Raw genomic sequence first — 23,538 nt, 5'->3', positions numbered from 1 at the left:
GATTGGCTCCATGACAGATGATCATGACGCTTTGCCCCGATCCTACGCCTTTCTGCTGCTGCCTGGGTTTTCGACACTCGGTTTCGTCTGCGCGCTGGACTGCCTGTCACTGGCCAATCGCCATCCTTCCGGGCGCAGGTTCTATGCCTGGCGGCTTCTGTCCGAGAGCGGAGAGGCCGTCGCCGCCTACAATGGTGTGCAAATCGGGGTGGATGCGGGGCTGGTCGATCTGGACCGGCGCGAAACGCTGATCGTCTGCGCGGGTGAGAATGCAGGCGCCGGCAGTTCGCGCGCGGTATTGGACTGGCTGCGCCGCCAGACCCGCAAGGGAATGGATTTCGGCGCGTTGTCGTCGGGGACCTACACGCTGGCGCTCGCAGGGCTGATCGGAGGCAGGCGCGTCACAACCCATTGGGAGTACAAAACGGCCCTGACGGAGCTGCTGCCCGACGTGATCATGCAGGATACGCTGTTCGCGGTGGATGGCCGTGTCTTTACCTGTGCAGGCGGCGCGGCTTCCATGGACATGATGCTGCACCGGATGCAGGCGGATTACGGTGACGACCTGGCGGCCTGGGTCGCGGATCAGATGGTCTATTCCGTACCGCGGCCGGATACCCACGTCCAGCGCCGGTCGTTGCAACCGCGGACCGACGTTCGCAACCCCAAGCTGCTGATGGCGATGCAATTGATGGAGGCGCACCTGGAGGATCCGTTGCGCCCTGACGAGATTGCCGGCCTTGTCCAACTGTCGAACCGGCAGCTCGAAAGGTTGTTCGCCCGTTATCTAAAGACTTCGCCCAGGCGGTACTATATGCAATTGCGGCTGGAAAAGGCGCGGAACCTGCTGCGTCAGACCGGGCTGAGCGTGACCGAAGTCAGTGTCGCCTGCGGCTTTCGATCGCTGTCGCATTTCTCCAAAAGCTATCGCGCAACCTTCGGCCTTTCGCCGGCTGCACAATCTCAGGACGGCAAAGAGTTCTGGCAGCCTTCCGGGACCGCGTGAACGCGTCAGTCGGACAGGTTGCCCGCGGAGCCAACCACCCCGAATACAGAGCCGACGAGGCCGAGGACGGTGCGTGTATCGGTCAGGTTCGATTCCGTCGCCAGGACCAGGTCACCGGATTGGATCATGAAATTTCTGGCCGAGAACAAGCCGTCGGACGTCGTCAGGTCGATTGTGAAGACGACCCGCTGCTTTCGGGGCCCGCGGACGCCCGCGCTGATCGCTGAGGCCGGATATTCGCGCAGCACGAGGATGCCCTGTGGGTTGGCACGGGAGTCGTTCACGCCGCCGATGATGGCGAGCGCATCAAGGGCCGAAATCTGGTCGCGGTTGAAAGCATGCTGCGCCTCGCTGCCGGCCGCGCCCAGCGACAGGAAGTATCGCCTGTCTTCCTCGATAATCACTTTGTCCCCGCCCTGAAGCCGTGTGTCCAGATGCGGGTTCTCATACAGACGGCTGACCGAAGTCGAGTAGATATTGCTGCCGCGCACCAGTTTGACCTGCGGATTCTCCATGTCGCCACCGACCCCGCCTCCAGCGGAGATCGCGGCGAGGACGGTGAAATTCTGGTCGGGCATCAGGATATTGCCGGGGTTTCGCACCCCGCCGACAAGATCAATGGAATTGCCGCGGCCCTCGGCCATGGCCAGCTGGACTTGCGCAGAAGGGACGATCGCTTCCATCTGGCGCTGGATCAGCAGGCGGGCGCTCTCCGGTGTGCGTCCGGCGACCTGTACCTTGCCCACATACGGCACAAAGATGGATCCGGTTTCGGAAACACGGATGTCCGGAAGGGTCGCGACACGTTGTTCCTGCGCCGTCAGCAGAGAGTTTTCACCACTGTCCCAGACCAGAATCGCCAGTTCGTCGCCGGGGCGGATGATCTGGGCAATGGACCCGCGCGTGTTGCCGATCCAGCCATGTCGCTTTTCGCCCACGCTGGGCCATTGCTGGACACTGGGCAGGAACGCGCGGGTCACGGGATACACCGCAATGTCAGATGTCGGAGCGTCGGCGTTGCGGGTGATCTCGTTCTGGACCGCGGCACCGCGCGGAAGCTGGGAACAGGCGGACAGTGCCGTGACGAGGAGGATGCCGAAACACCGTGTTACTGTCAGGCGCATGTGTTTACTTTGCTCACTTTGTCGGATCCCCTGGCAGGGGGTTCTCTGTCCCAATACGCAATGACGTTGCTCTTGAAAAGCGGGGCGGCATAAAAAATGGTCTCGATTGGAAATCTGTTTCGAGCAAGATACTGGCTGTTGCAAGCGGGTCAACGATTTCAGGCGGCATGATGGGAAACAGCGGAGTATTGCTTCTTGGTTCGTCTGGTCGGCTGGGCCGGATGATCCGGGCATGCTGGCCGTCGGATATCGGATTGCATTGCCACAGCCGGGCCGGCAGTCCAGGGGTCGTCGGGTTTGATCCACTGACAGATAGGAAGATGCTGGAGAGCGCGATGCGGGGGCGCCGGGCTGTTGTGTGCCTGTCGGGGGTCACACCGGCACATGCCGCCTCGACCGGCGATGCTCTTTCGCTCAATGCCGACCTGGCGCTGGCTGCGGTGAGAGCGGCTGCGGCCGTAGGGGTGCCGCGCGTTTTGCTTGCGTCCTCCGCCGCTGTCTATGGAGAGGCGGAGGGGCCGCTGAAAGAAGATATGGCCTGCCATCCGGTTTCCGCCTACGGTCAAGCCAAGCTGGAAATGGAATTGGCTGCCGTCGCTCTAGCCAGGGACCGCAGGCAGGCGGTGACCGTTTTGCGGATCGGCAATGTGGCCGGGGCCGATGCCATCCTGGGCGGTTGGCGTGAAGGGATGGAAATAGATACCCTGCCGGATGGATCGACACCCGCGCGCAGCTATATCGGCCCAAAAACCTTGGCTGAGGTCGTTTATCAGCTTTGTCTGGCGGACGATCTGCCAGAGATCCTGAATGTGGCCGCACCCGGTATTGTCCAGATGGGTGCGCTGCTGGATGCGGCTGGGCTGCCTTGGACGCCCCGGGCCGCCGGTGACGCCACTGTGGCGCGTGTCGTGTTCAGCACGAAGCAGCTTGAAAAGCGCGTAGAATTCGCGCCTAAGGCAGGCAGCGCCGAAGGATTGGTGGCCGAATGGCGGACCTACCTGGCGGATGCCGACGGATGAAGGCCAACCTATGACCTGGCGCAAACGCATTTTCGACCTGTTTTTCGCATCCTTGCTGGTGGTGATCCTTGGCCCTGTGCTGATCTGGCTGGTGATCTGGTTGCTGGTCAAGGAAGGCCGACCCCTGTTCTTTGTGGCTGAGCGGATGAAAGGACCGGATCAGCCGTTCAACCTGTGGAAGCTGCGGACGATGACGGTTGTGGACAGCGATCAGGGTGTCTCGGGCGGGAACAAGGCGTCACGCATCACCTCGACCGGCGCGTGGCTGCGGGCGAAGCGGCTGGATGAATTTCCGCAGTTGTGGAACATTCTCAAAGGCGATCTCAGCTTTGTCGGGCCGCGCCCTCCGCTGCGCGAGTACGTGGAGCGGTTTCCCGAGATCTACAGTGAAGTCCTGAAATCGCGGCCAGGCGTGACCGGTCTTGCCACGATCCGCTTTCACAAGCACGAGGAACGGCTGCTGGCGCGATGCGACTCGGCGGCGGAAACCGATGAGGTCTATTGCCGAATCTGTGTGCCGCGAAAGGCCCGGCTCGACCTCATCTACCAGCGGAATCAGTCGACCTGTTACGATTTCGATCTGGTGTTTCAGACCATCGGTAACCTATTCAGGCGTCGACATAAGCCGAAAATCGCCAAAAAATGAAGCGTTCGTCATTTCTTCGTGCAATCGGTGGCCGACTATCGGAAATCGTTCAGCGTTTCTTTCCTTTTAATGATTCTGTAACCAGATGGCGTCGAAAGTTGTTTGATCTTGAAGGAAGGTTTCGTGGGGGACGAGAGGTTTGAATCGTGGGTCAGCTTGCCAAGACCGGTTTTTGCTACATTTCAATCCTGCTTGGGTATGGGTAACCTGATTACATGCTGAACCTGATAAAATCGCTGTCCAAACGCCAGAAGCGTGGCGTTCTCCTGACACTGGATTCAGTGCTGGTCGTGCTTTCCATCATGTTCGCAATCGTGGCACAGGCGTTGCCGGGCGGCCTGGGCGAGAATATGATCGCCTATGTTCCGGTGCTGCCCTATGTGCTGCTGGTGGGGATCGGCGTTTCCATGTGGCTGGGGGTCTGTGCGATCCAGCTCAATTCTTACGAAACTGCGGCCATCGGCATGACCGGCGTGTTCGCGATGTTTCTCACGATCACCTCAATTGTGGTGTCTAACGTACTGGGTCTGGGAATGCCGCTCGGCGTTCACCTGGTTTTCGGCGCGGCCTTCTTTTCGTCCGTCGTGATCAGCCGCGCCGTGCTCTTGCAACTCGTGCTTGCGATTTATCGCCGCTCAACCTCACGCTGCCGGGTCCTGATCTATGGTGCTGGCACCACCGGGACACAACTGGTTTCCGCGTTGCGGGGCCACGAAAACATCGAACCGGTCGCCTTTGTCGATGACAACGCTGCCATTCAGGGCCTCAACGTGGCGCATCTGCCGGTCTACAACCCGCTGCGTATCGCTGAGGTCGCCCGCGACAAGAAAATTGACCGGGTGCTTCTGGCCGTACCATCGTTGAGCCTGCCCAAGCAGGCCCAGATTGCCCGGCGTCTGGAAAAAATGGGGCTTGAGGTTCAGACCCTGCCGTCGTTTGCGCAGCTTATCGGGGAGGAAGCCCTCGTCGATAAGCTGACGCCGCTGTCTGCCCAGCGGTTCCTGAACCGGGCCGAAGTGGATAACACGATCGCTGAAACCACAGCTTGTTATACCCAGAAGGTTGTCCTCGTGTCTGGCGCGGGCGGTTCGATCGGCGCGGAACTTTGCCGTCAGGCGCTGGAACGGCGGCCCAAGAAACTGGTTCTGTTCGAATTGAGCGAGCTGGCTCTCTACAATGCCGATATGGAATTGCGCCAGCTAACCGGAAATCTCGAGATAGAAATCGTGCCCGTGCTGGGGTCGATCACGGATGCACGACAGGTGCGTAAAGTGATGGCGGATCACGGTGTGCAAATCGTGCTGCACGCGGCGGCCTACAAGCATGTGCCTTTGGTGGAGGCCAACCCGCTGGCAGGGTTGGTCAACAATGTCTTCGGGACCCAAACGCTGGCCGAACAGGCGGCACAGGCCGGGGTGGAACGGTTTATCCTCATCTCCAGCGACAAGGCGGTGCGCCCCACCAATATCATGGGTGCGTCCAAGCGGCTGGCCGAACTTGTGATCCAGGACATGGCACGACGGTCCGCAGCAAAGGCAGGCGGAACGATCTTTTCAATGGTGCGCTTCGGCAACGTGCTGGGGTCGTCCGGCTCGGTGGTGCCCTTGTTCCAGGACCAGCTTAGCAGGGGCGGACCGCTGACCGTGACCAGCAAGTTGGTGGAGCGGTACTTTATGACCGTTCAGGAAGCGGTACGGCTGGTTCTGCAGGCTGGCGCGATGGCTCAGGGCGGAGAGGTCTTCGTGCTGGACATGGGCAAGCCGGTGTCCATTTACCAACTGGCGCGGCAGGTTATCGAAAGCGCAGGCTACACGCTGCGGGATGAAAACAATCCCGACGGCGACATCGAAATCGAATTTACCGGGCTTCGCGCCGGCGAGAAGATGGTCGAAGAATTGACCCTGTCCGGAGAACGGTTTCCGACACAGCATCCCAAGATTTTCTCGACCCGTGAGGACGGCCTGTCGGAAATTGAGGTCGCATCGGCCACACGCCGCCTGCGGGAAGCTTTTGTCGCCTCGAACGAGGATATGGCGCGTAGTGTCGTAATGCGGTGGGTCGAAGGCTACGCGGCGCATGAGCGTGAAAGGAAAACCTCCTGAATCTGTCACAGTAATGTCTCTATCTGGTGGGTGCCATTCCGGGTGAGCGCCTGATGGTTGATTTATCGACCTCGCGTAGGCAGAAACGGTGAGGATGTCTCAGTAAAAGGGCGGCAACGTGTCTCACCGAAACGTACAGGGCAATGTCAGGGCAGGGCGCGCGACGCTGCTGAACGGGGTCTGCTTTTCGGTCGTTGCGACGGTCGGGATGCTGGCGCAGCCCGCGCTGGCGGATGATGCTTACGACATCTTTGCGGTTCCGGACCGCCCCAGCCTGAACTTCTACGGCTCACCAGGCCTGATCGACATGCCGACTGGACAGGCCCTGCCCGACGGGCAATTCGCAGTGGGCGTTTCCAGCTTTGGCGGAATGACCCGAACCACGATGACGTTCCAGGCCACGCCGCGCCTTTCTGCCAGTTTTCGCTACGTTGGCATTCAGGACTGGAACTCAAACGGTTTCGAAACCTATCGCGACCGCAGTTTCGACGTGCGTTACCAGCTGCGCAAAGAGGGTCGGATCTGGCCATCCATCACTGTCGGCCTGCAGGATTTCGCGGGCACCGGCATCTATGCGGGGGAATACGTCGTTGCGACCAAGACCTTCGATCAGATTGGCAGCATTCCGGGCAGCTTCAGGCTGACGGCTGGTCTGGGTTGGGGGCGGTTGGGCAGCTCCGGCTCGATCGGGGCACCTTTCGGCGGTCCGCGCCCGGCCTTCGACGCCCAAAGCCGCGGCGGCAGCCCGTCTTTTGACCAGTGGTTCCGGGGCGATGCCGCGCCCTTTGCCGGGGTGGAATGGCAGATCAACGACCGTTGGGGGCTCAAGGCCGAATACAGCTCGGATGCTTACGAGGCCGAAACCGTCACGCGCAACGTGTTCACCCAGAAGTCCCGGTTCAACTTCGGGGCAGAATACCAGTATTCCGACCGACTTCGTTTCGGCGCCTACTACCTGTACGGGTCCGAATTCGGGATCAACGCGCAGCTGCAATTCAACCCCAAACAGCCCCCGGCGCCCCTGAGGGTCGTACCCACCGCCCCGATAGAGCCGCGCCCGAGCCGGGCGTCGCAACCCCAGGCGTACGATACGGCCTGGGCGCAAAGCCAAAGCGCCCCCCAGACCTTGCGTGACCGGCTAAAACCGGTATTGGCAGACTACGGCCTGACCCTGGTTGCGCTTCAGGTACAGCCGGCCAGCGCGGAACTGCGGATGCGCAACGACACCTATGGCGCCATGTCGGTTGCCGTCGGCCGTGCCGCGCGGGCGATGGCGCAGGTCCTTCCCGCTTCGGTCGAGACATTTCGTATCGTGCCGATGAAGGATGGGCTGGCGCAATCGGCAGTGATCATACGCCGCTCCGATCTGGAGGCGCTGGAGTTTGATCCGCAGGCTGCGGAGGCGCTGCTGGCTGTCACCGGCTTCGGCGCAGCGACGCCCCATCTGCCGGGCGCCGCAATCAACGATGATCTTTACCCGGACTTTGCCTGGTCCATCGGACCCTACGTCGATCCCAGCTACTTTGACCCTGACGATCCGGTCCGCGCCGACGCCGGGGTGAAAGCGGACTTTACCTTACGCCCCGCGCCGGGCTGGGAAATCGGCGGCGTGGTCAAGCACCGCCTTCTCGGCAACGTCGGGGACAGCACCCGGTTGAGCAATTCGCAGCTGCCACGGGTCCGAACCGACGGTATCCTTTACGCCCGTGCCGGCGATACCAGCCTTGAAAATCTCTATGTCTCGCGCCAATGGAAGCCCGGCAACGACATCTATGCCCGTGTGACGGCAGGATATCTCGAAAGGATGTTTGGTGGTATTTCCGGTGAAGTGCTTTGGAAGCCGGTGGCAAGTCGGCTCGCGCTGGGTGTCGAGGCGAATTATGTCAAACAACGTGCCTATTCGGGTCTTGGGTTTCAGGACTATTCCGTCGCGACCGGGCATGCCTCTGCCTACTATGAATTCGGTGGCGGCTATCTTGGGCAGATCGATGTCGGGCGATATCTGGCCGGTGATGTCGGTGGAACGGTGACCCTGTCGCGGGAGTTCGCCAACGGCTGGCGGGTCGGCGGATTCTTCACCCTGACCGACGTATCTTCGCAGCAATTTGGAGAAGGTTCCTTCGACAAAGGCATCAACCTGACCATCCCGGTCAGCTGGTTCCTGGGTACGCCTGGCAAGCGTACGGTCAGCACGACGATTCGACCGGTCCAACGGGATGGGGGGGCACGGCTGAACGTGCCGGGACGGCTTTATGAGCAGGTCCGCTCGGGCCATCGCGCGGCAATAGAAAGCGAATGGTCGAGGGTCTGGGAATGATGCGTACGATTAGACTGACGGCGGCGATCTCGGTCGTGGCGCTGGCGGGATGCAGTAGCAACCCCGAAGGGGGCGATACGACTCTGTTGGCCTCGCGCGCGCTGTTCGACTCGATCAGAGAACGGACCTCCGGAGCTGGCGATGCAGGTGGTGCGCCGCTGCGGATCGACGTGACGCGCCAGCAGCTGGACCAGACACCCGGTTCCGTGATGCAGGTGATTCCCGACACAACAAAGACGCAGGATTTCCTGCGGCTGATCGCACGGCGGGACGACAGCTATCCCGGCACGGTCGAGGTCTGGCAATCTTCCGACAACCTGCAGGTGATCCTGCGCAATGGGGTGCTGGTCGGCACCAAGGGATTGGGCGGCGATATCCGCTCGGCCGAGGCGGTCACAACCTTTGCAGGGTTTGACGATCAAGGCGGTGGCGGGCAGCGGCTGATCACCGTTGACCGCACCAATGGTACCGCGCAGACGACCGCATTTGCCTGCGATATGACCCAATTGGGCCGGGAGACCATACAGATCGTAGATCAGCGGGTCGCGACCTACCGGATGCGAGAAGAATGTTCCTATGGTCAGGCCGGTTTCACAAATGAATACTGGGTAGAGACCGGCAGCGGTAAGATGCGCAAGTCGCGTCAATGGGCGGGGCCGACGCTCGGGTACATGGATTTCCTGCGACTGAAGGGCTGAACCTCTACTCTGGCAGAGGAATTGGGTTACTTTGATTGCATGGAAAAGACACTTCTCTCCTTTGGACACGGCTATTCGGCGCGGGCGCTTGCCGCGCGCCTGATCCCGCAGGGATGGCGCATCATCGGCACGACCCGCAGCGCGGACAAGCTGGATGACATTGCCCGCACCGGTGTCGAGCCGGTGCAATGGCCCGGTGCCGACCTGCGCCCGTTGCTGCACGAGGCGCGGCATGTGCTGGTCTCTGCCGGTCCGGGGCCGGAAGGCGATCCTGTGCTGAATGCCCTCGCCCCCGACATCGCGGAAGTAGCGCCGAAACTGCGCTGGCTGGGCTATCTGTCGACCACCGGTGTTTACGGTGATCACCAGGGCGACTGGGTGGATGAGCAGACGCCGCTGGCGCCCTCCACCCGTCGGGGGCAGGCGCGGGTCGAGGCCGAAGCCGCCTGGCAGGCGATCCCGGGCCTGCCACTGCATATTTTCCGGCTTGCAGGTATTTACGGCCCCGGTCGCGGCCCCTTTGCAAAGGTGCGGCGTGGCACGGCACGGCGCATCATCAAGCCGGGACAGGTCTTTTCCCGCATCCATGTAGAGGACATTGCCCAGGCCTTGGAGTTGTCGATCGGACAGCCTGACCCCGGTGCCATCTACAACCTTTGCGACGACGACCCCGCGCCGCCGCAAGAGGTGATCGGCCATGCCGCCGCCCTTCTGGGGCTGCCGCTCCCGCCGGCGGAGGATTTCGAGACCGCCGAGATGACGCCAATGGCACGAAGTTTCTACGCCGAGAGCAAAAAGGTTCGGAACGATCACGCAAAGAGGTCGTTGGGTTGGATTCCTCAATACCCGGATTACAAGTCCGGCCTCGCGGCAATGCTCCAAGATGATACCTGACGAGAACACCACTGATCGGGATGACGAAAGCCATACACTGACTCACCTTCTGGACGGAATGGATAAAGCCGCAGAAGGCGAAGAGGTTTCTGTCGCAGATGTACTGAACGAATTCGGCGACCGCACGATTACGCCCTTCATCCTGCTGGTCGCGGTCATGCTGGTGTCACCTTTGTCCGGTATTCCGGGCGTGCCTACGGTTTCCGCCGCGATCATCGTGATCATGACGGTTCAGGCCCTGTCCGGGCGGCGGCGCCTGTGGTTGCCGCAGTTTCTGCTGCGCCGCACCGTGGCGAGCGAGAAAATGCGCAAGGCTGTCGGCTGGATGCGCGGGCCCTGCCGGTTTCTGGACCGCCATTCCCACAAGCGCCTGATGTTTCTTACCCGCGGACCCATGCGCCTGATCGCGTTGGCGGCCTGCGCGATCATCCCGCTGGGCTGGCCGCCGCTGGAGGTCCTGCCGATGGTGTCCTCCATCGGCGGCGGCACCGTGGCGTTGCTGGCCTACGGCCTTTACACACGGGACGGCGTATATGTCCTTCTGGGCTATGTCATGATCGGCATTTCGGCGCTGACGATCCTGTCGCTGCTGCCTTGACGCATCGTCCCTTGTCCGTCCTTTTGCCTGCCTCCATATAGGACCAAACATAAGGGCAGGCCGCGAATAATGAACTTGAGATCCTTCGTCGAGACGCCGCGTTTCAGCAGCTTCATCATGGGCGTCATCATCTTCAATGCCATCCTGCTGGGGCTGGAGACCTCCCAGGTGGCGATGGCTGCGGCGGGCGAGCTGATTGTCTTGCTGGACAAGCTTTGCCTGACGATCTTCGTGGTGGAACTGGTGCTGAAACTCATCGTCTACCGGCTGCGATTTTTCCGGGACGGGTGGAACGTCTTCGATTTCGTGATCGTGGGCATATCACTGGTTCCGGCGGCGCAGGGGTTCAGCGCGCTGCGGGCGTTGCGTATCCTTCGGGTGCTGCGCCTCGTGTCCGTCGCGCCAAGGCTGCGGCGGGTGGTCGAAGGATTCATCACCGCGCTGCCCGGCATGGCGTCGGTGTTCTCGCTGATGGCGCTGATCTTCTATATCGGGGCGGTCATCGCGACCAAGCTCTTCGCGGCCAGCTTTCCCGAATGGTTCGGCACACTGGGCCGATCGGGCTATTCCCTGTTCCAGATCATGACACTGGAAAGCTGGTCCATGGGCATCGTCCGCCCGGTGATGGAGATTTACCCGCTGGCGTGGATGTTCTTCATTCCGTTTATCATGGTGACTACCTTTGCCGTGGTGAACCTGCTGGTCGGCCTGATCGTGAACTCCATGCAAGATGCCCACCACGAAGAGGAAAACGCCGAAACCGGCGCTTACCGTGACAGTGTGAACGAAAGGCTTGCGGCAATCGAAGAACGGCTGGACCGCCTGTTGGAGCAAGAAGGCAGGCGTTGAGCGTCCTCAGGCCCGCTGCGCCCCCAAGCTGGTCACACCCAGCACATCCAGCACCTTGGCCTCTATATGTTCGGCGTTCATGCCGGCGACCGCATACATGTCGGCGGGAGAGGCCTGATCAATGAAGATATCGGGCAGCACCATGGACCGGTACTTCAATCCCTTGTCAAACACGCCTTCCTCCGCCAGCAGTTGCGCCACATGGCTTCCGAAACCGCCCACTGCGCCTTCCTCGATGGAGATCAACGCCTCGTGATCCGCCGCCAGTGACAGAATCAGGTCCCGGTCCAGCGGCTTGGCGAACCTAGCGTCGGCAATAGTGGGCGTGATGCCCTTGGTCGCCAGGCTCTCCGCCGCTTTTTCAACCTCCTCCAGCCGCGTGCCGAAGGACAGCAGCGCCACCCGACTGCCCTCGCGGATCATTCGACCCTTGCCGATCTCCAGCGGCGTCCCCCGCTCAGGCATTTCGACGCCCTTGCCCCCGCCGCGCGGAAAGCGGAACGCGATGGGGCCGCTATCATGCGCGGCTGCCGTGGCAACCATGTGCTTCAGTTCCGCCTCGTCCGCGGCGGCCATGACCACGAAGCCGGGCAGGTTCGCCAGAAAGGCCACGTCAAAGGCCCCCGCGTGTGTCGCGCCGTCGGCTCCGACCAATCCTGCCCGGTCGATGGCAAACCGCACCGGCAGGCGCTGGATCGCGACGTCGTGCACGACCTGGTCGTAACCCCGCTGTAGAAAGGTTGAATAGATCGCGCAGAACGGCCTTAACCCGCCTGCAGCCAGGCCGGCGGAAAAGGTGACGCCATGCTGTTCCGCAATGCCCACGTCAAAGCAGCGCGAAGGGTAGCGTTCGGCAAAGAGGTTCAGCCCGGTGCCGTCCGGCATCGCGGCAGTCACCGCGCAGATGCGGTCATCCTGCGCGGCCTCCTGCATCAGGCTGTCGGCAAAAACCGACGTATAGCTTGGCGCGTTCGATGGTGCCTTCTTCTGCTCGCCGGTGACGACGTTGAACTTCGACACGCCGTGGCCCTTGTCGCGGGCATTTTCGGCCGGGCCGTACCCCTTGCCCTTTTTGGTCAGGACGTGGATCAGGATCGGCCCAGTCGCGCGCGCCTTGACCGTGCGCAATACTGGCAGCAACTGGTTCAGATCGTGCCCGTCGATGGGCCCGAGATATGAAAAGCCCAGCTGTTCGAACAGCGTGCCGCCGACCGCCATGCCCTTGAGGATATCCTTGGCACGTTTGGCGCCCTCGCGGAACGGATAGGGCAGCAGGCTGACCGCGCCCTTGGCGGCAGTCTTGAAATCCTGAAACGGTTCTTCGGCATAGAGGCGGCTGAGATAGCTCGACATCGCGCCCACCGGCGGTGCGATCGACATCTCGTTGTCGTTCAGGATCACGATCAGACGTTTCTTCAGGTGGCCCGCGTTGTTCATCGCCTCGTAGGCCATGCCGGCAGACATCGCCCCGTCGCCGATCACCGCAATCGCATCGCCGAGCCCTTCGGCGATGTTGCCGCCCAGGTCACGCGCCACTGCAAATCCCAGCGCGGCGCTGATCGAGGTCGAGCTGTGCGCCGCGCCGAAAGGGTCATACGGGGATTCGCTGCGCTTGGTGAAGCCGCTCAGCCCGTCCTTCTGGCGCAGCGTACGGATGCGGTCGCGCCGCTCGGTCAGGATCTTGTGCGGATAGCATTGGTGGCTTACATCCCAGATGATCTTGTCCCGCGGCGTGTCGAAAACCGCGTGCAGCGCGACGGTCAATTCGACGACGCCCAGCCCCGCGCCCAGGTGCCCGCCGGTAACCGATACCGCCGAAATCGTCTCTTCCCGCAGTTCGCGGGCAAGCTGGATCAATTGGCTGTCCGTCAGCCCGTGCATGTCGGCCGGACGTTTGATCCGGTCCAGAAGCGGTGTCGCGGGTTGGTCAGGCATGTCCGCCCCCTTTTGTCAGTTCCGGCGCGCAACGACAAAACGCGCGGCCTCGCGGAGCGTTTCGGCCTCCTTGCCATAAACGTCAAGGGAGTCGCAGGCAGATTGCACCAATTCTTCGGCGCGCCTTCTGGCCCCTTCAAGGCCCATCAGGGATACGAAAGTGGCCTTGCCTGCCTCGGCGTCCTTGCCCGTGGCCTTTCCGACGGTCGCTGCGTCGCCCTCTACGTCAAGGATGTCATCCGCGATCTGAAAGGCAAGACCCAAAGCGCGCGCATAATGCGCCAGAGGCGTGGGGTCCGCCGCCGCCATGCGCGGACCGGCGAGCGCGGACCAGGTGATAAGCGCGCCGGTCTTGCCCTGCTGCAGCGCCGTGATCTGCTCAAGCGTCAGGGGGCGTTCGGCGGTTTCGGCTGCGATGTCCAGCGCCTGCCCCAGCACCATGCCGCGCGCCCCGGCAGCCTGGGCAAGAGTGAAGGCCAGCTCCGCCCGGCTCTCTGAACTGCCGACCTCCGGATGCGCCACCAGTTCGAAGGCCAGCGACTGCAGCGCATCGCCAGCGAGGATCGCCGTCGCTTCATCCCATTTCACGTGCACGGTGGGTGCGCCGCGGCGCAGGTCGTCGTTGTCCATGCTCGGCAGATCGTCATGCACCAGGCTGTAGGCATGCAACGCTTCGATCCCGGTGGCAGGCCAGACCGCCCGGTCGGGTCCGATGCCGTGCAGGCGGGCCGTCTCCAGCACCAGAAAGCCGCGCAGCCGCTTGCCGCCGTTCGTGGCATGCGCCATTGCCCGGGTGACGGGCAAATCGTCGAGCCCGGCCAGCACCCGGTCGAATTGCGCCGCCACGATCACCGCCGCTTCAGAAAGCCGGTGCTGAAACACCCGGTCTACAATCCTTCGACCGCCTTGGTGCCGGTCGGATTGCCGTCGCTGTCCAGCGTGATGGCGGCGACCTTTTCCTCGGCTTCCTTCAACTTGACTTCACAGCGCGCCTTCAATGCTGCCCCGCGTTCATAAAGCGCGATGCTCTCGTCCAGCGCCACGTCGCCGCGGTCCAGCTGGCCCAGCACCTTTTCCAGTTCCGCCATCGCGGTTTCAAAGCTCATTTCGTCAACAGCCGTATCGGACATCCGTGCCTCTTCAGTTCAGATGGCGGCACACTAACGGCGATCGCCAGACGCTGCCAGCCGTGCCCGGGGTTCTTTTTGCCAAAAATAATCTCGGGGGTCCGGGGGCAGACAGCCCCCGGCGCTCTCCGCCCGCTCAATCCGGGGCGAGCATGTAGCCCGCGCCACGCACCGTCTGCAGGTATTGCGGCTGCTTTGGGTTCATTTCGATCTTGCGGCGCAACCGGGTGATCTGCACATCGACCGCACGCTCCTGCGCCTGCCCCCTGTCGCGGCCCAGTTCCTCGACCAGGCGGGTCCGGCTCATCGGTTCGCCCGGCTGCGCCGCGAAAATCCGCATCAGCTGCACTTCGGTGGCCGTGAGCCGCACCAGTTCGTCGCCCTGCCAAAGCTCGCCGCGTTCCATGTCATAGCGGTTGTGCCCCAGCGACAATACCTTGGGCGCGGTGTCTTCCGGCCGCGCGTCGGGCATGCGGCGCAGAATGGCGTTGATCCGCAGCAACAGCTCCTTCGGCTCAAACGGTTTCGCCAGATAGTCATCGGCGCCGGCTTCCAGCCCCTCGATGCGATTGTCGGTCTCGCCCTTCGCTGTCAGCAGCAGGATCGGCGACTGCATCTTTTCGCGCAGGGACATTGTCAGGCTCAACCCGTCTTCTCCCGGCATCATGACATCCAGCACGATCAGGTCGAATTCCAGACCCGACAGGATACGTCGGGCATGTGCCGCGTCGCGCGCCGCCGTCACCAGAAAGCCGTGCCGCATCAGAAATTTCCTGAGCAGCGTACGGATGCGTTCGTCGTCGTCGACGATCAGCAGATGCGCGTCCATGCCGCTCATCCGCCGGTTTCTCGCAGCCGCGCGTAGCTCGCACGCATTTCAGGGTCCATCATTGCCTCCAACACCCTGCGGAACCCCGCGACAGCCTCCGGTCCCGCCTCTCTGTAGGCCGCGCGCAGCCGGGCGCGCTGGGCGTCGGACAGCTGCCGCTCCAGCGTCTGACCGTCTTCGGTAAGATACAGATGGCGTTCGCGCTTGTCATTTCGTCCTACCCTGCTTTCAACCAGACCATCGGCGATCAGACTGCGCAAGACACGGTTGAGTGACTGTTTTGTAACTCCGAGAATGTTGAGCAGGTTGTTCACCGTGGTGCCGGGGGCCCGGTTGATGAAGTGGATCGCCCTGTGGTGGGCGCGGCCGTAGGCCAGGTCCATCAGAATGCGGTCGGGGTCTGCGGTGAAGCCGCGGTAGGCAAAGAACATCGCCTCACTGCCTTGCCGCAGCTGTTCGTCCGTCAGAAACAGAAGGTTCTCGCCGCCGCTACCTGCTGGGGCGCGTCCGTCCGCCATGTTACACCTCTTGCCTTTGGGCGACGACATTACGTCAGCGTTGTTGACACTCCAAGAGTGAAACGGTAGGGAATCGCAACTTTTGCGACAGAATGTGTCCGATACTGACACTGTTTGCGCAACATTTCTCAATCGTGGAGTGAAGATATGGTGGTAGGTGCCTATGATGACCGGGACGGTCACATCTGGATGGATGGCAAGATGGTCGACTGGCGCGAGGCCAATGTCCATGTGCTGACCCATGCCATGCATTACGCCTCTTCCGTGTTCGAAGGTGAACGCGCCTATGGCGGCAAGATTTTCAAGAGCCGCGAACATTCGGAGCGGCTGATCCGCTCTGCCCGGATGATCGACTTTGAAATTCCCTATTCGGTGGACGAAATAGAGGCAGCGAAGGCCGAGGTTCTGAAGGCCTCCGGCCTTGAAGATGCCTATGTCCGGGCAGTGGCCTGGCGGGGTGTGGGTGAGGATATGGGCGTGGCATCGGCTCGCAATCCCGTGCGTCTGGCAATCGCCGCATGGGCCTGGGGTGCCTACTACGGCGATGCCAAGATGAATGGCGCAAAGCTCGATATCTCCAAGTGGAAGCGCCCCAGCCCCGAGACGATCCCCGTTCATGCCAAGGCGGCGGGCCTCTACATGATCTGCACCATGTCGAAACATGCGGCAGAGGCGAAGGGTTGCTCGGACGCGCTGTTCATGGATTACCGCGGCTACGTGGCCGAGGCGACGGGCGCCAACATCTTCTTCGTCAAGGACGGAGAGGTCCACACGCCCGACGCCGACTGCTTTCTCAACGGCATCACCCGACAGACGGTGATCGGCATGCTGAAGGACAAGGGCATCACAGTGCACGAACGCCACATCATGCCGGAGGAGCTGGAAGGATTCGAGCAGTGCTGGCTGACCGGCACCGCCGCCGAAGTGACCCCGGTAGGACAGATCGGCGACTATACGTTCGAGGTCGGGGCAATGACCCGCGACATCGCGGACAGCTACGAAAAGCTTGTCCGGAGCTGACAGCCGCCCGAGTCTGTGGGGGAGGCTGGCGCCTGCCAGACGGATCAACGCTGAACTGGCCGAGAGCAACGATTTTTGGCCGGTATCTTCTTGAAAGCGGCGCAGTCGTAATCCAGGACGAAAAGCCGCGCCCGTGTTGGCCGGGCGCGGCAGTCTTAGCGTTCAGTAGAGGGCAACTGGGTTGATCATTGCCTGGACCGTTCCCTTGATCCGGGGCTGGCCGAGGACAAACATGAACTCGTTCACCCCGTCGCGTAGCAAGGGGCCGACGTTCATGGTCTCAAGAATGTAGATCCCGTTGTCCTTCAGCAGGGTGACATGGCCATAGAACACCTTGTCCCCTTCAGCGGGCGGGATGGCATCCAGCCCCCAGGTATCAGCGCCCACCGCCAGCGGGTTGAGCGAGGCGAGATAGACCGCGCCCTCGTTTGTCAGGCCGGGTTCCGCGCTGCCCCATTGCATCGGGTCGCTTTCCAGCATCCCTTCGGTCCAGCCGGTGTGAAACAGGATGATGTCGCCCTCACCCATGGTGATGCCTTGCGCCTCGGCGGCAGCCTTTATCTCTTCCGATCCGAAGTGTTCCCCGGCGGCCATAACCTCTTTGCCGGCATGTTTGGCCATGTCGAGGATCACGGCCCGTCCGACCAGTGGCGGCACGTCATGGGTGCCCAGCTTGGTCAGGCCGGTGATGGCGGAAATCTCCTTTTCGTCGAGGCAGTTGTAGTAATGCCCGCCTTCGCCCAGATGCCCCAGCCCATCCAGCTGCGAACCGATGCCGATCCAGGTTTGGAGTATATCGTCGTTGTAATTGCCCTCGTAGCCGAAGCTGGACAATTTCTGCCCGCCCTGCTGGTTCGGTTGCACCACCTGCAGGTTCAGCGACCGGGGCGGAAAGGCGGGTGTGTCCGGTCCGATGGTGATGCCCAGCGGCATGGATTTACCCTGTTTGATCAGCTTGGCAGCCTCCAGCGTGCGTTCGGGCGTCACCAGGTTGGCGGAACCGATCGTGTCATCCGCACCCCATTTCGAAGGCGCGCAATCCTGCGCGAAGCTGGCATTTGCCGCCAGTACCAGCGCGGCCAGTGTGGCGGTCATCAATCTTGTCATGGTTTTCCTCCCTAGAATTGCGGGCCGCGGGCGAGATTCGGTCGGGCCCTGAGCAAAGGTTACACGAAAACTTCCCGGTCACGGGAATCCCCGGTGGATTGGTCCGGGCTGAACCGGGCAGGGGCCGGGTAATTACCCACGGGGAACCCGGTGAGACGGGATGTGTCGGATGCTGTCATGAAAGCTTGAAAGACTTGTCATGAAACTGTCGGCAGGCCGTTACGCGGCTGCGGTTTGTGTGGCGCAGAATTCATCCAGACAGGGAAACCCATCCATGACCAGACTTCTGCGCCCGACCCGCCGCTCCATGCTGGCGGGGTCCGCCGCCTTTGCCGCAACGCTGGCGATGCCGGCCATCAGCCGTGCGTCCTCCCGGCCCGTGTTCACCCACGGTGTCCAGTCCGGGGATGTGGATACGAACTCCGGCATGATCTGGACCCGGACCGACCGCCCATCGCGTGTCATGGTCGAAGTGTCGACCACGGAGAGCTTTGCAAATGCACGGCAGCTGCCCAGCATGGACGCGGTGCCGGGCCATGACATGGCGGTCAAGCGCCTGCTGCAGGACCTGCCGAGCGATCAGGACATCTTTTACCGGTTCACCGCCGCCGATCTGACCGACCTCAACGTGACCTCCGAACCCTTGGTGGGCCGGTTCCGCACCGCCCCCACGGCGCGCCGCGATGTGCGATTTGCCTGGTCCGGCGACACGGCCGGTCAGGGCTGGGGCATCGACGCGGATGGCATGCGGACCTATGCCACGATGGCCCGCCATACGCCTGATTTCTTCCTGCACTCGGGCGACACGATCTATGCCGATGGCCCGATGCAGGATGAGGTCGAATTGCCCGACGGCGGTGTGTGGAAGAACGTTGTCCTGCCCGATGAAAAGCGCAAGGTCGCCGAAACGCTGGACGAATATCGCGGCCAGTGGAAATACAACATGCTGGACGAACATGTGCGGGCGTTGAATGCGCAGGTGCCGACGTTCATGCAGTGGGACGACCACGAGGTCGTCAACAACTGGTCCGCCTCCAAGGACCTGAGCGGCGATGACCGTTACACCGAAAAATCCGTGCATGTCCTGGCGGCCCGCGCCGCTCAGGCGTTCCACGAGATGACACCGCTGCGGATCACGCCCGCAGAGCCGAACCGCGTCTACCGCAAGATCAACTATGGTCCGATGCTGGACGTTTTCTTTCTGGATCTGCGCAGCTACCGAGGCCCGAATGGTGCATCTCAGGAAAGCGAGATCAACGCGGACAGCACGATCCTGGGGTCCGAACAGATGGCATGGCTCAAGCGGGAGCTGACAAACTCCACGGCGACGTGGAAAGTGATCGCCTCCGACATGCCGATTGGTCTGGTAGTGCCGGATGGCGACAAGATCGAAGGCGTGGCCAACAAGAACGACGGCGCCCCCGGCGGTCGAGAGCTTGAAATCGCGGAATTGCTGCGGTTCATCAAGAACGCGCGGGTGCAGAACACCGTCTGGTTCACCGCAGATGTGCATTACACGGCGGCACATTATTACAACCCCGACAAAGCGCAGTTCCAGGACTTTGAACCGTTCTGGGAATTCGTGTCAGGGCCGCTGCACGCGGGCACCTTCGGGCCGAACGCGCTGGACGCGACATTTGGCCCGGAGCTGAAGTTCGTCAAGGCGCCCGCTGAGGGTCAGGTGAACCTGCCGCCGAGCGCCGGATTGCAGTTCTTTGGCCTTGTCGACATCGACGCGCAGACGCAGCAGATGACGGTGCGGCTGATGGACCGGGCAGATACCGAACTTTACTCGGTCACGCTGGACCCCAAGGGCGCGTCGATCTGAATCACGCCGTTCGAGGTATCACGTAGGGCGGGCCGAACAGGTCCGCCCTATTTGCGCAGCGCGGACAGGCCGACGCCCGTGCTTTCAAAACCGCCGTCAGAAGCGATGACCTGCCCGGTGACATAGCTGGCCTTCTCCGCGCAGAGGAATACGATGACTTCGGCGATCTCGCGCTCCGTGCCGTAGCGGTTCAGCGGTATCGCGTCATGGTAGGCGTCGATGATGTCCTGGGTATGCACGGCCATCGCCAGTTTGGTCCGCACCGGGCCGGGGCAGACGCAGTTGGCGCGGATGCCGTATTCACCCAGTTCCGCCGCCTGTTGCCTGGTCAGCTGGATAACCGCAGCCTTGGAGGTGCCATAGGCGACCCGAAGAGTAGAGGCACGCAACCCGGAGATGGAGGCGATGTTGACCAGGGCGCCCTTTGTCTCCTTCAGCGCCGGTGTGACCGCCTGCGACATCAGGAATACGCCATCGAGGTTGGTGTCCATCACCCGGCGCCACCGGCCGAAATCTGTCTGTTCGATCGGGCCGAAATCGGCGACGCCCGCGTTGTTCACCAGCGCGTCGATCCGCCCGAAGTGCAAGAGCACATCCGCGACGGTCTGGTCCACTGCCCCCGGGTCCGACACATCGCAGACATAGGCGCTGGCCGCCTGACCAAGGTCGGCGGTTGCCTTTTGCAATTCCTCCGCGTCGCGGTCCAGTGCCGCGACCAGCCAGCCCTCTTCGATAAAGAGCCTTGCGGTGGCCAGCCCGATGCCACGCGCAGCGCCAGTGACGAGCGCAACTTTCGCGGTCTTGCCGTCTTGGGTCGTCATCAGAAATCAACGCCCTTCTGCGCCTTGATCCCGGCCTTGAAGGGGTGTTTCACCTCGGTCATTTCAGTGACCAGGTCGGCATAGTCGCAGAGTTCCGGTTTCGCATCGCGGCCGGTCAGGATCACGCCGGTACGCTTGTCGCGGGCCTCCAGCCCTTCGATGACCTGATCGACAGACAGGTATTCATACCGCATGGCGATGTTGATCTCGTCCAGCACGACCAGATCATAGTCGCCGCTTTCCATCATCTCGCGGGCCTTGGCAAAGGCGGCCTGGGCGGCGGCGATATCGCGTTCCTTGTCCTGGGTGTCCCAGGTGAAACCTTCGCCCATGGTGTGCCAATCCACGCCGCCGAGCCGGTCAAAAAACAGCCGCTCGCCGGTCTTCCACTTGCCCTTGATGAACTGGACGACGCCAACACGTTGCTTCCAGCCGAGGGCACGTACCACGACGCCGAAGGCGGAGGATGACTTGCCCTTGCCTGCGCCGGTGTGGACCAGCACCAGCCCAGCCTCGGGGTCCTGCAGTTCGGCCACCTTCTTGCGCTGCTCGGTCTGACGCTCTTGCATCTTTTCCTTGTGGGACTGATCGGTCATGGCACTCTCCTATTCGAGGGTCAGGATTTCGGGTCGGATACGGCCCGTACTTTGCTGCGGTCCATGCCCAGCTGGTGCTCGCGCCAGATAACGAGAACGCCCGCGCAGATCACCAGCGCGGCCCCCGCCAGCATCATGATCGTGGGCAGTTCGCCGAAGATCACGTAGCCGAGGATGATCGCAAACAGCATTGAGGTATAATCGTAGGGGGCCAGCATCGACACGGAGCCGAACCGGTAGGACGACGTGACGAGAATTTGTGCGACCCCGCCGACCAGCCCGGCAGAGACCAGCAGCAGCGCGGTCTGGCCGGTGGGGACGACCCAGCCGAACGGCAGGGTGAGCAGTGACAGCACCGAAGCGGTGGCGGAGAAATAAAAGACGATGGCGGCGGTGTGTTCGTTCTGCACCAATTGACGCAGGTGTACCTGGACCAGGCTGCGCATCATGGTTGCGCCGAGGATCAGCATGGCGCCGACGGTGGCCATGTGGTCAAGCTGTGAACTGCCGAAGCGGGGCCAAAGGATGATCAGCACCCCGAACAGCCCGACCGCCACCGCGCTGATTCGTAGCAGCCGGATGCGTTCGCCCAGCATCACCGCGGCCAGCAATACGGTGAAGATCGGGGTGGCGAACCCGATGGCCGTGACTTCGGGCAGGGGCAGCAGGCCCAGACCGGCAAAGGTCAGGCCCATCGCGGTGGTTCCGAACAGCCCGCGCCAGACGTGTCCCATCGGGTTCTTTGCCTTGAGCCCGATTTTCAACTGTCCACGGTGAGCGAGCCAGATCAGGATGATCGGGATGGCAAAGAGGGATCGGAAGAAGACCTGTTCGCCCGGCGGAATCTCGTCCGAAGTGGATTTGATGATCGCCGACATGCAGGTGAACAGGAAAATCGCCGTGATCTTGAGAGCAACGCCGAGCGCGGGTCTTGCTGAGAAATCCTCGACCTTCATGGATGGCTCATGCGCCCGGGCCGATGATGCCGCGATTCTCGCCCACCTGTCCCCGGTGCAGCAGCATGTGGTCAAGCAGCACGCAGGCCATCATCGCCTCGCCCACCGGGACCGCGCGGATGCCGACGCAGGGGTCGTGGCGGCCCTTGGTGATGATCTCGGTTTCCTCGCCGGTTTTGGTGATCGTCCTGCGCGTGGTAAGGATGCTCGAGGTCGGCTTGACCGCGAAGCGCACCACGATGTCCTGACCCGTGCTGATCCCGCCGAGAATGCCGCCCGCGTGGTTGGAAGAGTATTTCGGCCCCGCCCGTTTCACGACCGGCAGGCCGCCATTTGCAATCATGCGCTTGTTCAGCGCCTTGCGCACGACCTGAAGCGTCATGCCGCCCTTGGTCTCGGTGAAATGGAACAGATCCTTCACCTTGAACCAGCGTTCCTTGTCGTTCTCGTTCTGAGGACGGATGATATATGCTCCGGTGGAGTCCAGTCTGGCACCTTTGAAAAAGACCTCGACGATGTCCTCGGACGCGGTGGGAGCGAATATTTCATCCGCGTTCAGCTCGCCGGTCAGCATCGCCGCCGACATGCCTTCACCGATCTCCACGCCTTTCACCGCGTTGATGCTCATCATCGCGGCGGCCAGATCGGTGTCCAGCTTGCCGTAGACCGGGGCGCCAAGACCGGCGGGCACGCCGCGGGCGACAACTTCGATGATGGCGCCCACGCTGCTGCCGGATTTGCGCAGCCCGTCAAGGTAGTCGGCCCAATCGGTCGCGGCTTTGGCATCGGGTACCCAGAACGGGTTCTGTTCGATCTGGTCCCAGTCAAAGGCATCGCGGTCGATCTTGTGCGGGCCCATCTGCACCATGTAGCCGGTGATCTGCACATCGGGCGCCATTGCCCTGATCGCCTCGCGGGCCAGTCCACCTGCCGCCACCCGAGCTGCGGTTTCACGGGCCGAGGACCGCCCGCCACCGCGATAGTCGCGCACACCGTATTTCTGGAAATAGGTGATGTCGGCGTGGCCGGGGCGGAACTTGTCCTTGATGTCTCCGTAGTCCTTTGACCGCTGGTCGGTGTTCTCGATCATCAGCTGAACCGGTGTTCCGGTCGTCACCCCTTCGAACACACCCGACAGGATGCGGACCTCGTCCGCCTCGCGCCGTTGCGTCGTGTATTTGTTCTGCCCCGGTTTGCGGCGGTCCAGCCAGTGCTGGATCATTTCGGCATCCACCGGGACGCCGGGGGGGCAACCATCGACCGTGGCACCCAGGGCGGGTCCGTGGCTTTCGCCCCATGTGGTCACACGGAAAAGGTGGCCAAAGCTGTTGATCGACATTGCGAAGCTCCTTTGATGACCCTGTTACCGGGGCCGTTGGGGGGCCTCAAGCGGTTTCGCCTTGCAAGTCCGCAACCGGCGGCCTAGCTCTTGTCATACCTCGGGGGGCTGAAAAGCTGAGATGTACGTGAGTGCGGACCCGTTGAACCTGAACCGGTTAACACCGGCGGAGGGAAGGTATGGACATCCATCCAACGCTTTCTGACGCC

General features: G+C 62.1%; 22 protein-coding genes and 1 riboswitch. Of the genes, 11 read left to right on the top strand and 11 right to left on the bottom strand.

The window, feature by feature from the left end:
* Positions 1 to 10: 10 nt before the first annotated feature.
* The gene (locus tag FIU94_RS04370; RefSeq protein WP_152464613.1) at positions 11 to 1,006 is read left to right on the top strand and encodes a GlxA family transcriptional regulator; all 996 of its coding nucleotides are present in this window, start codon (positions 11 to 13) and stop codon (positions 1,004 to 1,006) included.
* A gap of 5 nt (positions 1,007 to 1,011) precedes the next feature.
* Here the strand turns inward: FIU94_RS04370 and FIU94_RS04365 are convergent, their stop codons facing one another.
* Complete coding sequence (locus FIU94_RS04365; RefSeq protein ID WP_152464612.1) at positions 1,012 to 2,130, bottom strand: polysaccharide biosynthesis/export family protein; 1,119 nt, start codon at positions 2,128 to 2,130, stop codon at positions 1,012 to 1,014.
* Between FIU94_RS04365 and FIU94_RS04360 the strand changes: the two genes are divergently transcribed.
* The 8 genes from FIU94_RS04360 to FIU94_RS04325 all read left to right on the top strand — a co-directional run bounded on the left by FIU94_RS04360 (position 2,112) and on the right by FIU94_RS04325 (position 11,253).
* On the top strand, positions 2,112 to 3,149 hold the full coding sequence (locus tag FIU94_RS04360) for an NAD(P)-dependent oxidoreductase (RefSeq protein ID WP_152464611.1): 1,038 nt from the start codon (positions 2,112 to 2,114) through the stop codon (positions 3,147 to 3,149). The two genes, FIU94_RS04365 and FIU94_RS04360, sit on opposite strands and share 19 nt — an antisense overlap.
* Before the next feature lie 10 nt (positions 3,150 to 3,159).
* Positions 3,160 to 3,795, top strand: coding sequence for a sugar transferase (locus FIU94_RS04355; protein WP_152464610.1), 636 nt, complete (start codon positions 3,160 to 3,162; stop codon positions 3,793 to 3,795).
* 215 nt (positions 3,796 to 4,010) lie between these two features.
* Entirely contained in the window at positions 4,011 to 5,897 is a 1,887-nt protein-coding gene (locus FIU94_RS04350; RefSeq protein ID WP_152464609.1) for a nucleoside-diphosphate sugar epimerase/dehydratase, read from the top strand.
* Positions 5,898 to 6,015: 118 nt separating this feature from the next.
* Positions 6,016 to 8,214 carry a YjbH domain-containing protein gene (locus FIU94_RS04345; protein WP_254702611.1) on the top strand — a complete coding sequence of 733 codons (2,199 nt, stop codon included), beginning with the start codon at positions 6,016 to 6,018 and terminating at the stop codon, positions 8,212 to 8,214.
* Positions 8,211 to 8,912, top strand: a complete 702-nt coding sequence (locus FIU94_RS04340; protein WP_172975843.1) for a YjbF family lipoprotein — start codon at positions 8,211 to 8,213, stop codon at positions 8,910 to 8,912. The genes FIU94_RS04345 and FIU94_RS04340 overlap by 4 nt, the downstream gene beginning before the upstream one ends.
* 39 nt (positions 8,913 to 8,951) lie before the next feature.
* Positions 8,952 to 9,806 (top strand): SDR family oxidoreductase, encoded by an 855-nt coding sequence (locus tag FIU94_RS04335; protein WP_152464607.1) that lies wholly within the window; start codon positions 8,952 to 8,954, stop codon positions 9,804 to 9,806.
* Complete coding sequence (locus FIU94_RS04330) at positions 9,796 to 10,404, top strand: exopolysaccharide biosynthesis protein (protein WP_152464606.1); 609 nt, start codon at positions 9,796 to 9,798, stop codon at positions 10,402 to 10,404. Before FIU94_RS04335 ends, FIU94_RS04330 begins: the two co-directional genes overlap by 11 nt.
* A 69-nt stretch (positions 10,405 to 10,473) precedes the next feature.
* On the top strand, positions 10,474 to 11,253 hold the full coding sequence (locus tag FIU94_RS04325) for an ion transporter (protein WP_152464605.1): 780 nt from the start codon (positions 10,474 to 10,476) through the stop codon (positions 11,251 to 11,253).
* A gap of 6 nt (positions 11,254 to 11,259) precedes the next feature.
* On the opposite strand, the gene dxs is transcribed toward FIU94_RS04325, so the two are convergent.
* From dxs to FIU94_RS04300, 5 genes are all read right to left on the bottom strand, one after another.
* On the bottom strand, positions 11,260 to 13,188 hold the full coding sequence (gene dxs, locus FIU94_RS04320; RefSeq protein WP_152464604.1) for a 1-deoxy-D-xylulose-5-phosphate synthase: 1,929 nt from the start codon (positions 13,186 to 13,188) through the stop codon (positions 11,260 to 11,262).
* Between the two features lie 15 nt (positions 13,189 to 13,203).
* Positions 13,204 to 14,070, bottom strand: a complete 867-nt coding sequence (locus FIU94_RS04315; RefSeq protein WP_152464603.1) for a polyprenyl synthetase family protein — start codon at positions 14,068 to 14,070, stop codon at positions 13,204 to 13,206.
* A gap of 5 nt (positions 14,071 to 14,075) precedes the next feature.
* A complete protein-coding gene (locus tag FIU94_RS04310) occupies positions 14,076 to 14,318 on the bottom strand; it encodes an exodeoxyribonuclease VII small subunit (RefSeq protein WP_152464602.1) in 243 nt (80 codons plus the stop codon).
* A 133-nt stretch (positions 14,319 to 14,451) separates the two neighbouring features.
* On the bottom strand, positions 14,452 to 15,153 hold the full coding sequence (locus FIU94_RS04305) for a response regulator (RefSeq protein ID WP_152464601.1): 702 nt from the start codon (positions 15,151 to 15,153) through the stop codon (positions 14,452 to 14,454).
* A complete protein-coding gene (locus FIU94_RS04300) occupies positions 15,150 to 15,662 on the bottom strand; it encodes a MarR family winged helix-turn-helix transcriptional regulator (protein ID WP_152464600.1) in 513 nt (170 codons plus the stop codon). The genes FIU94_RS04305 and FIU94_RS04300 overlap by 4 nt, the downstream gene beginning before the upstream one ends.
* Before the next feature lie 150 nt (positions 15,663 to 15,812).
* Here FIU94_RS04300 and FIU94_RS04295 point away from each other — a divergent pair, with 150 nt between their 5' ends.
* Entirely contained in the window at positions 15,813 to 16,682 is an 870-nt protein-coding gene (locus tag FIU94_RS04295; protein ID WP_152466942.1) for a branched-chain amino acid aminotransferase, read from the top strand.
* Positions 16,683 to 16,844: 162 nt separating this feature from the next.
* On the opposite strand, the gene FIU94_RS04290 is transcribed toward FIU94_RS04295, so the two are convergent.
* On the bottom strand, positions 16,845 to 17,789 hold the full coding sequence (locus tag FIU94_RS04290) for a cyclase family protein (RefSeq protein WP_152464599.1): 945 nt from the start codon (positions 17,787 to 17,789) through the stop codon (positions 16,845 to 16,847).
* A 274-nt stretch (positions 17,790 to 18,063) separates the two neighbouring features.
* Between FIU94_RS04290 and FIU94_RS04285 the strand changes: the two genes are divergently transcribed.
* Positions 18,064 to 19,617, top strand: a complete 1,554-nt coding sequence (locus FIU94_RS04285) for an alkaline phosphatase (protein WP_152464598.1) — start codon at positions 18,064 to 18,066, stop codon at positions 19,615 to 19,617.
* Positions 19,618 to 19,664: 47 nt separating this feature from the next.
* Here the strand turns inward: FIU94_RS04285 and FIU94_RS04280 are convergent, their stop codons facing one another.
* Genes FIU94_RS04280 through aroC form a run of 4 tightly spaced genes read right to left on the bottom strand, consistent with a single transcriptional unit; the run spans position 19,665 to position 23,329 of the window.
* Positions 19,665 to 20,438, bottom strand: a complete 774-nt coding sequence (locus FIU94_RS04280) for an SDR family NAD(P)-dependent oxidoreductase (protein ID WP_152464597.1) — start codon at positions 20,436 to 20,438, stop codon at positions 19,665 to 19,667.
* Positions 20,438 to 21,034 carry a cob(I)yrinic acid a,c-diamide adenosyltransferase gene (cobO, locus tag FIU94_RS04275; protein WP_152464596.1) on the bottom strand — a complete coding sequence of 199 codons (597 nt, stop codon included), beginning with the start codon at positions 21,032 to 21,034 and terminating at the stop codon, positions 20,438 to 20,440. Before cobO ends, FIU94_RS04280 begins: the two co-directional genes overlap by 1 nt.
* A 20-nt stretch (positions 21,035 to 21,054) precedes the next feature.
* Positions 21,055 to 21,990 (bottom strand): DMT family transporter, encoded by a 936-nt coding sequence (locus FIU94_RS04270; RefSeq protein WP_152464595.1) that lies wholly within the window; start codon positions 21,988 to 21,990, stop codon positions 21,055 to 21,057.
* Positions 21,991 to 21,997: 7 nt separating this feature from the next.
* The gene (gene aroC, locus FIU94_RS04265; protein ID WP_152464594.1) at positions 21,998 to 23,329 is read right to left on the bottom strand and encodes a chorismate synthase; all 1,332 of its coding nucleotides are present in this window, start codon (positions 23,327 to 23,329) and stop codon (positions 21,998 to 22,000) included.
* A 91-nt stretch (positions 23,330 to 23,420) separates the two neighbouring features.
* A riboswitch (TPP riboswitch) is annotated at positions 23,421 to 23,521 on the top strand.
* Positions 23,522 to 23,538: the final 17 nt, after the last annotated feature.

Source organism: Sulfitobacter sp. THAF37 (assembly GCF_009363555.1).
Classification (GTDB): domain Bacteria; phylum Pseudomonadota; class Alphaproteobacteria; order Rhodobacterales; family Rhodobacteraceae; genus Sulfitobacter.
This window is presented reverse-complemented; position numbering and strand designations above follow the sequence as displayed.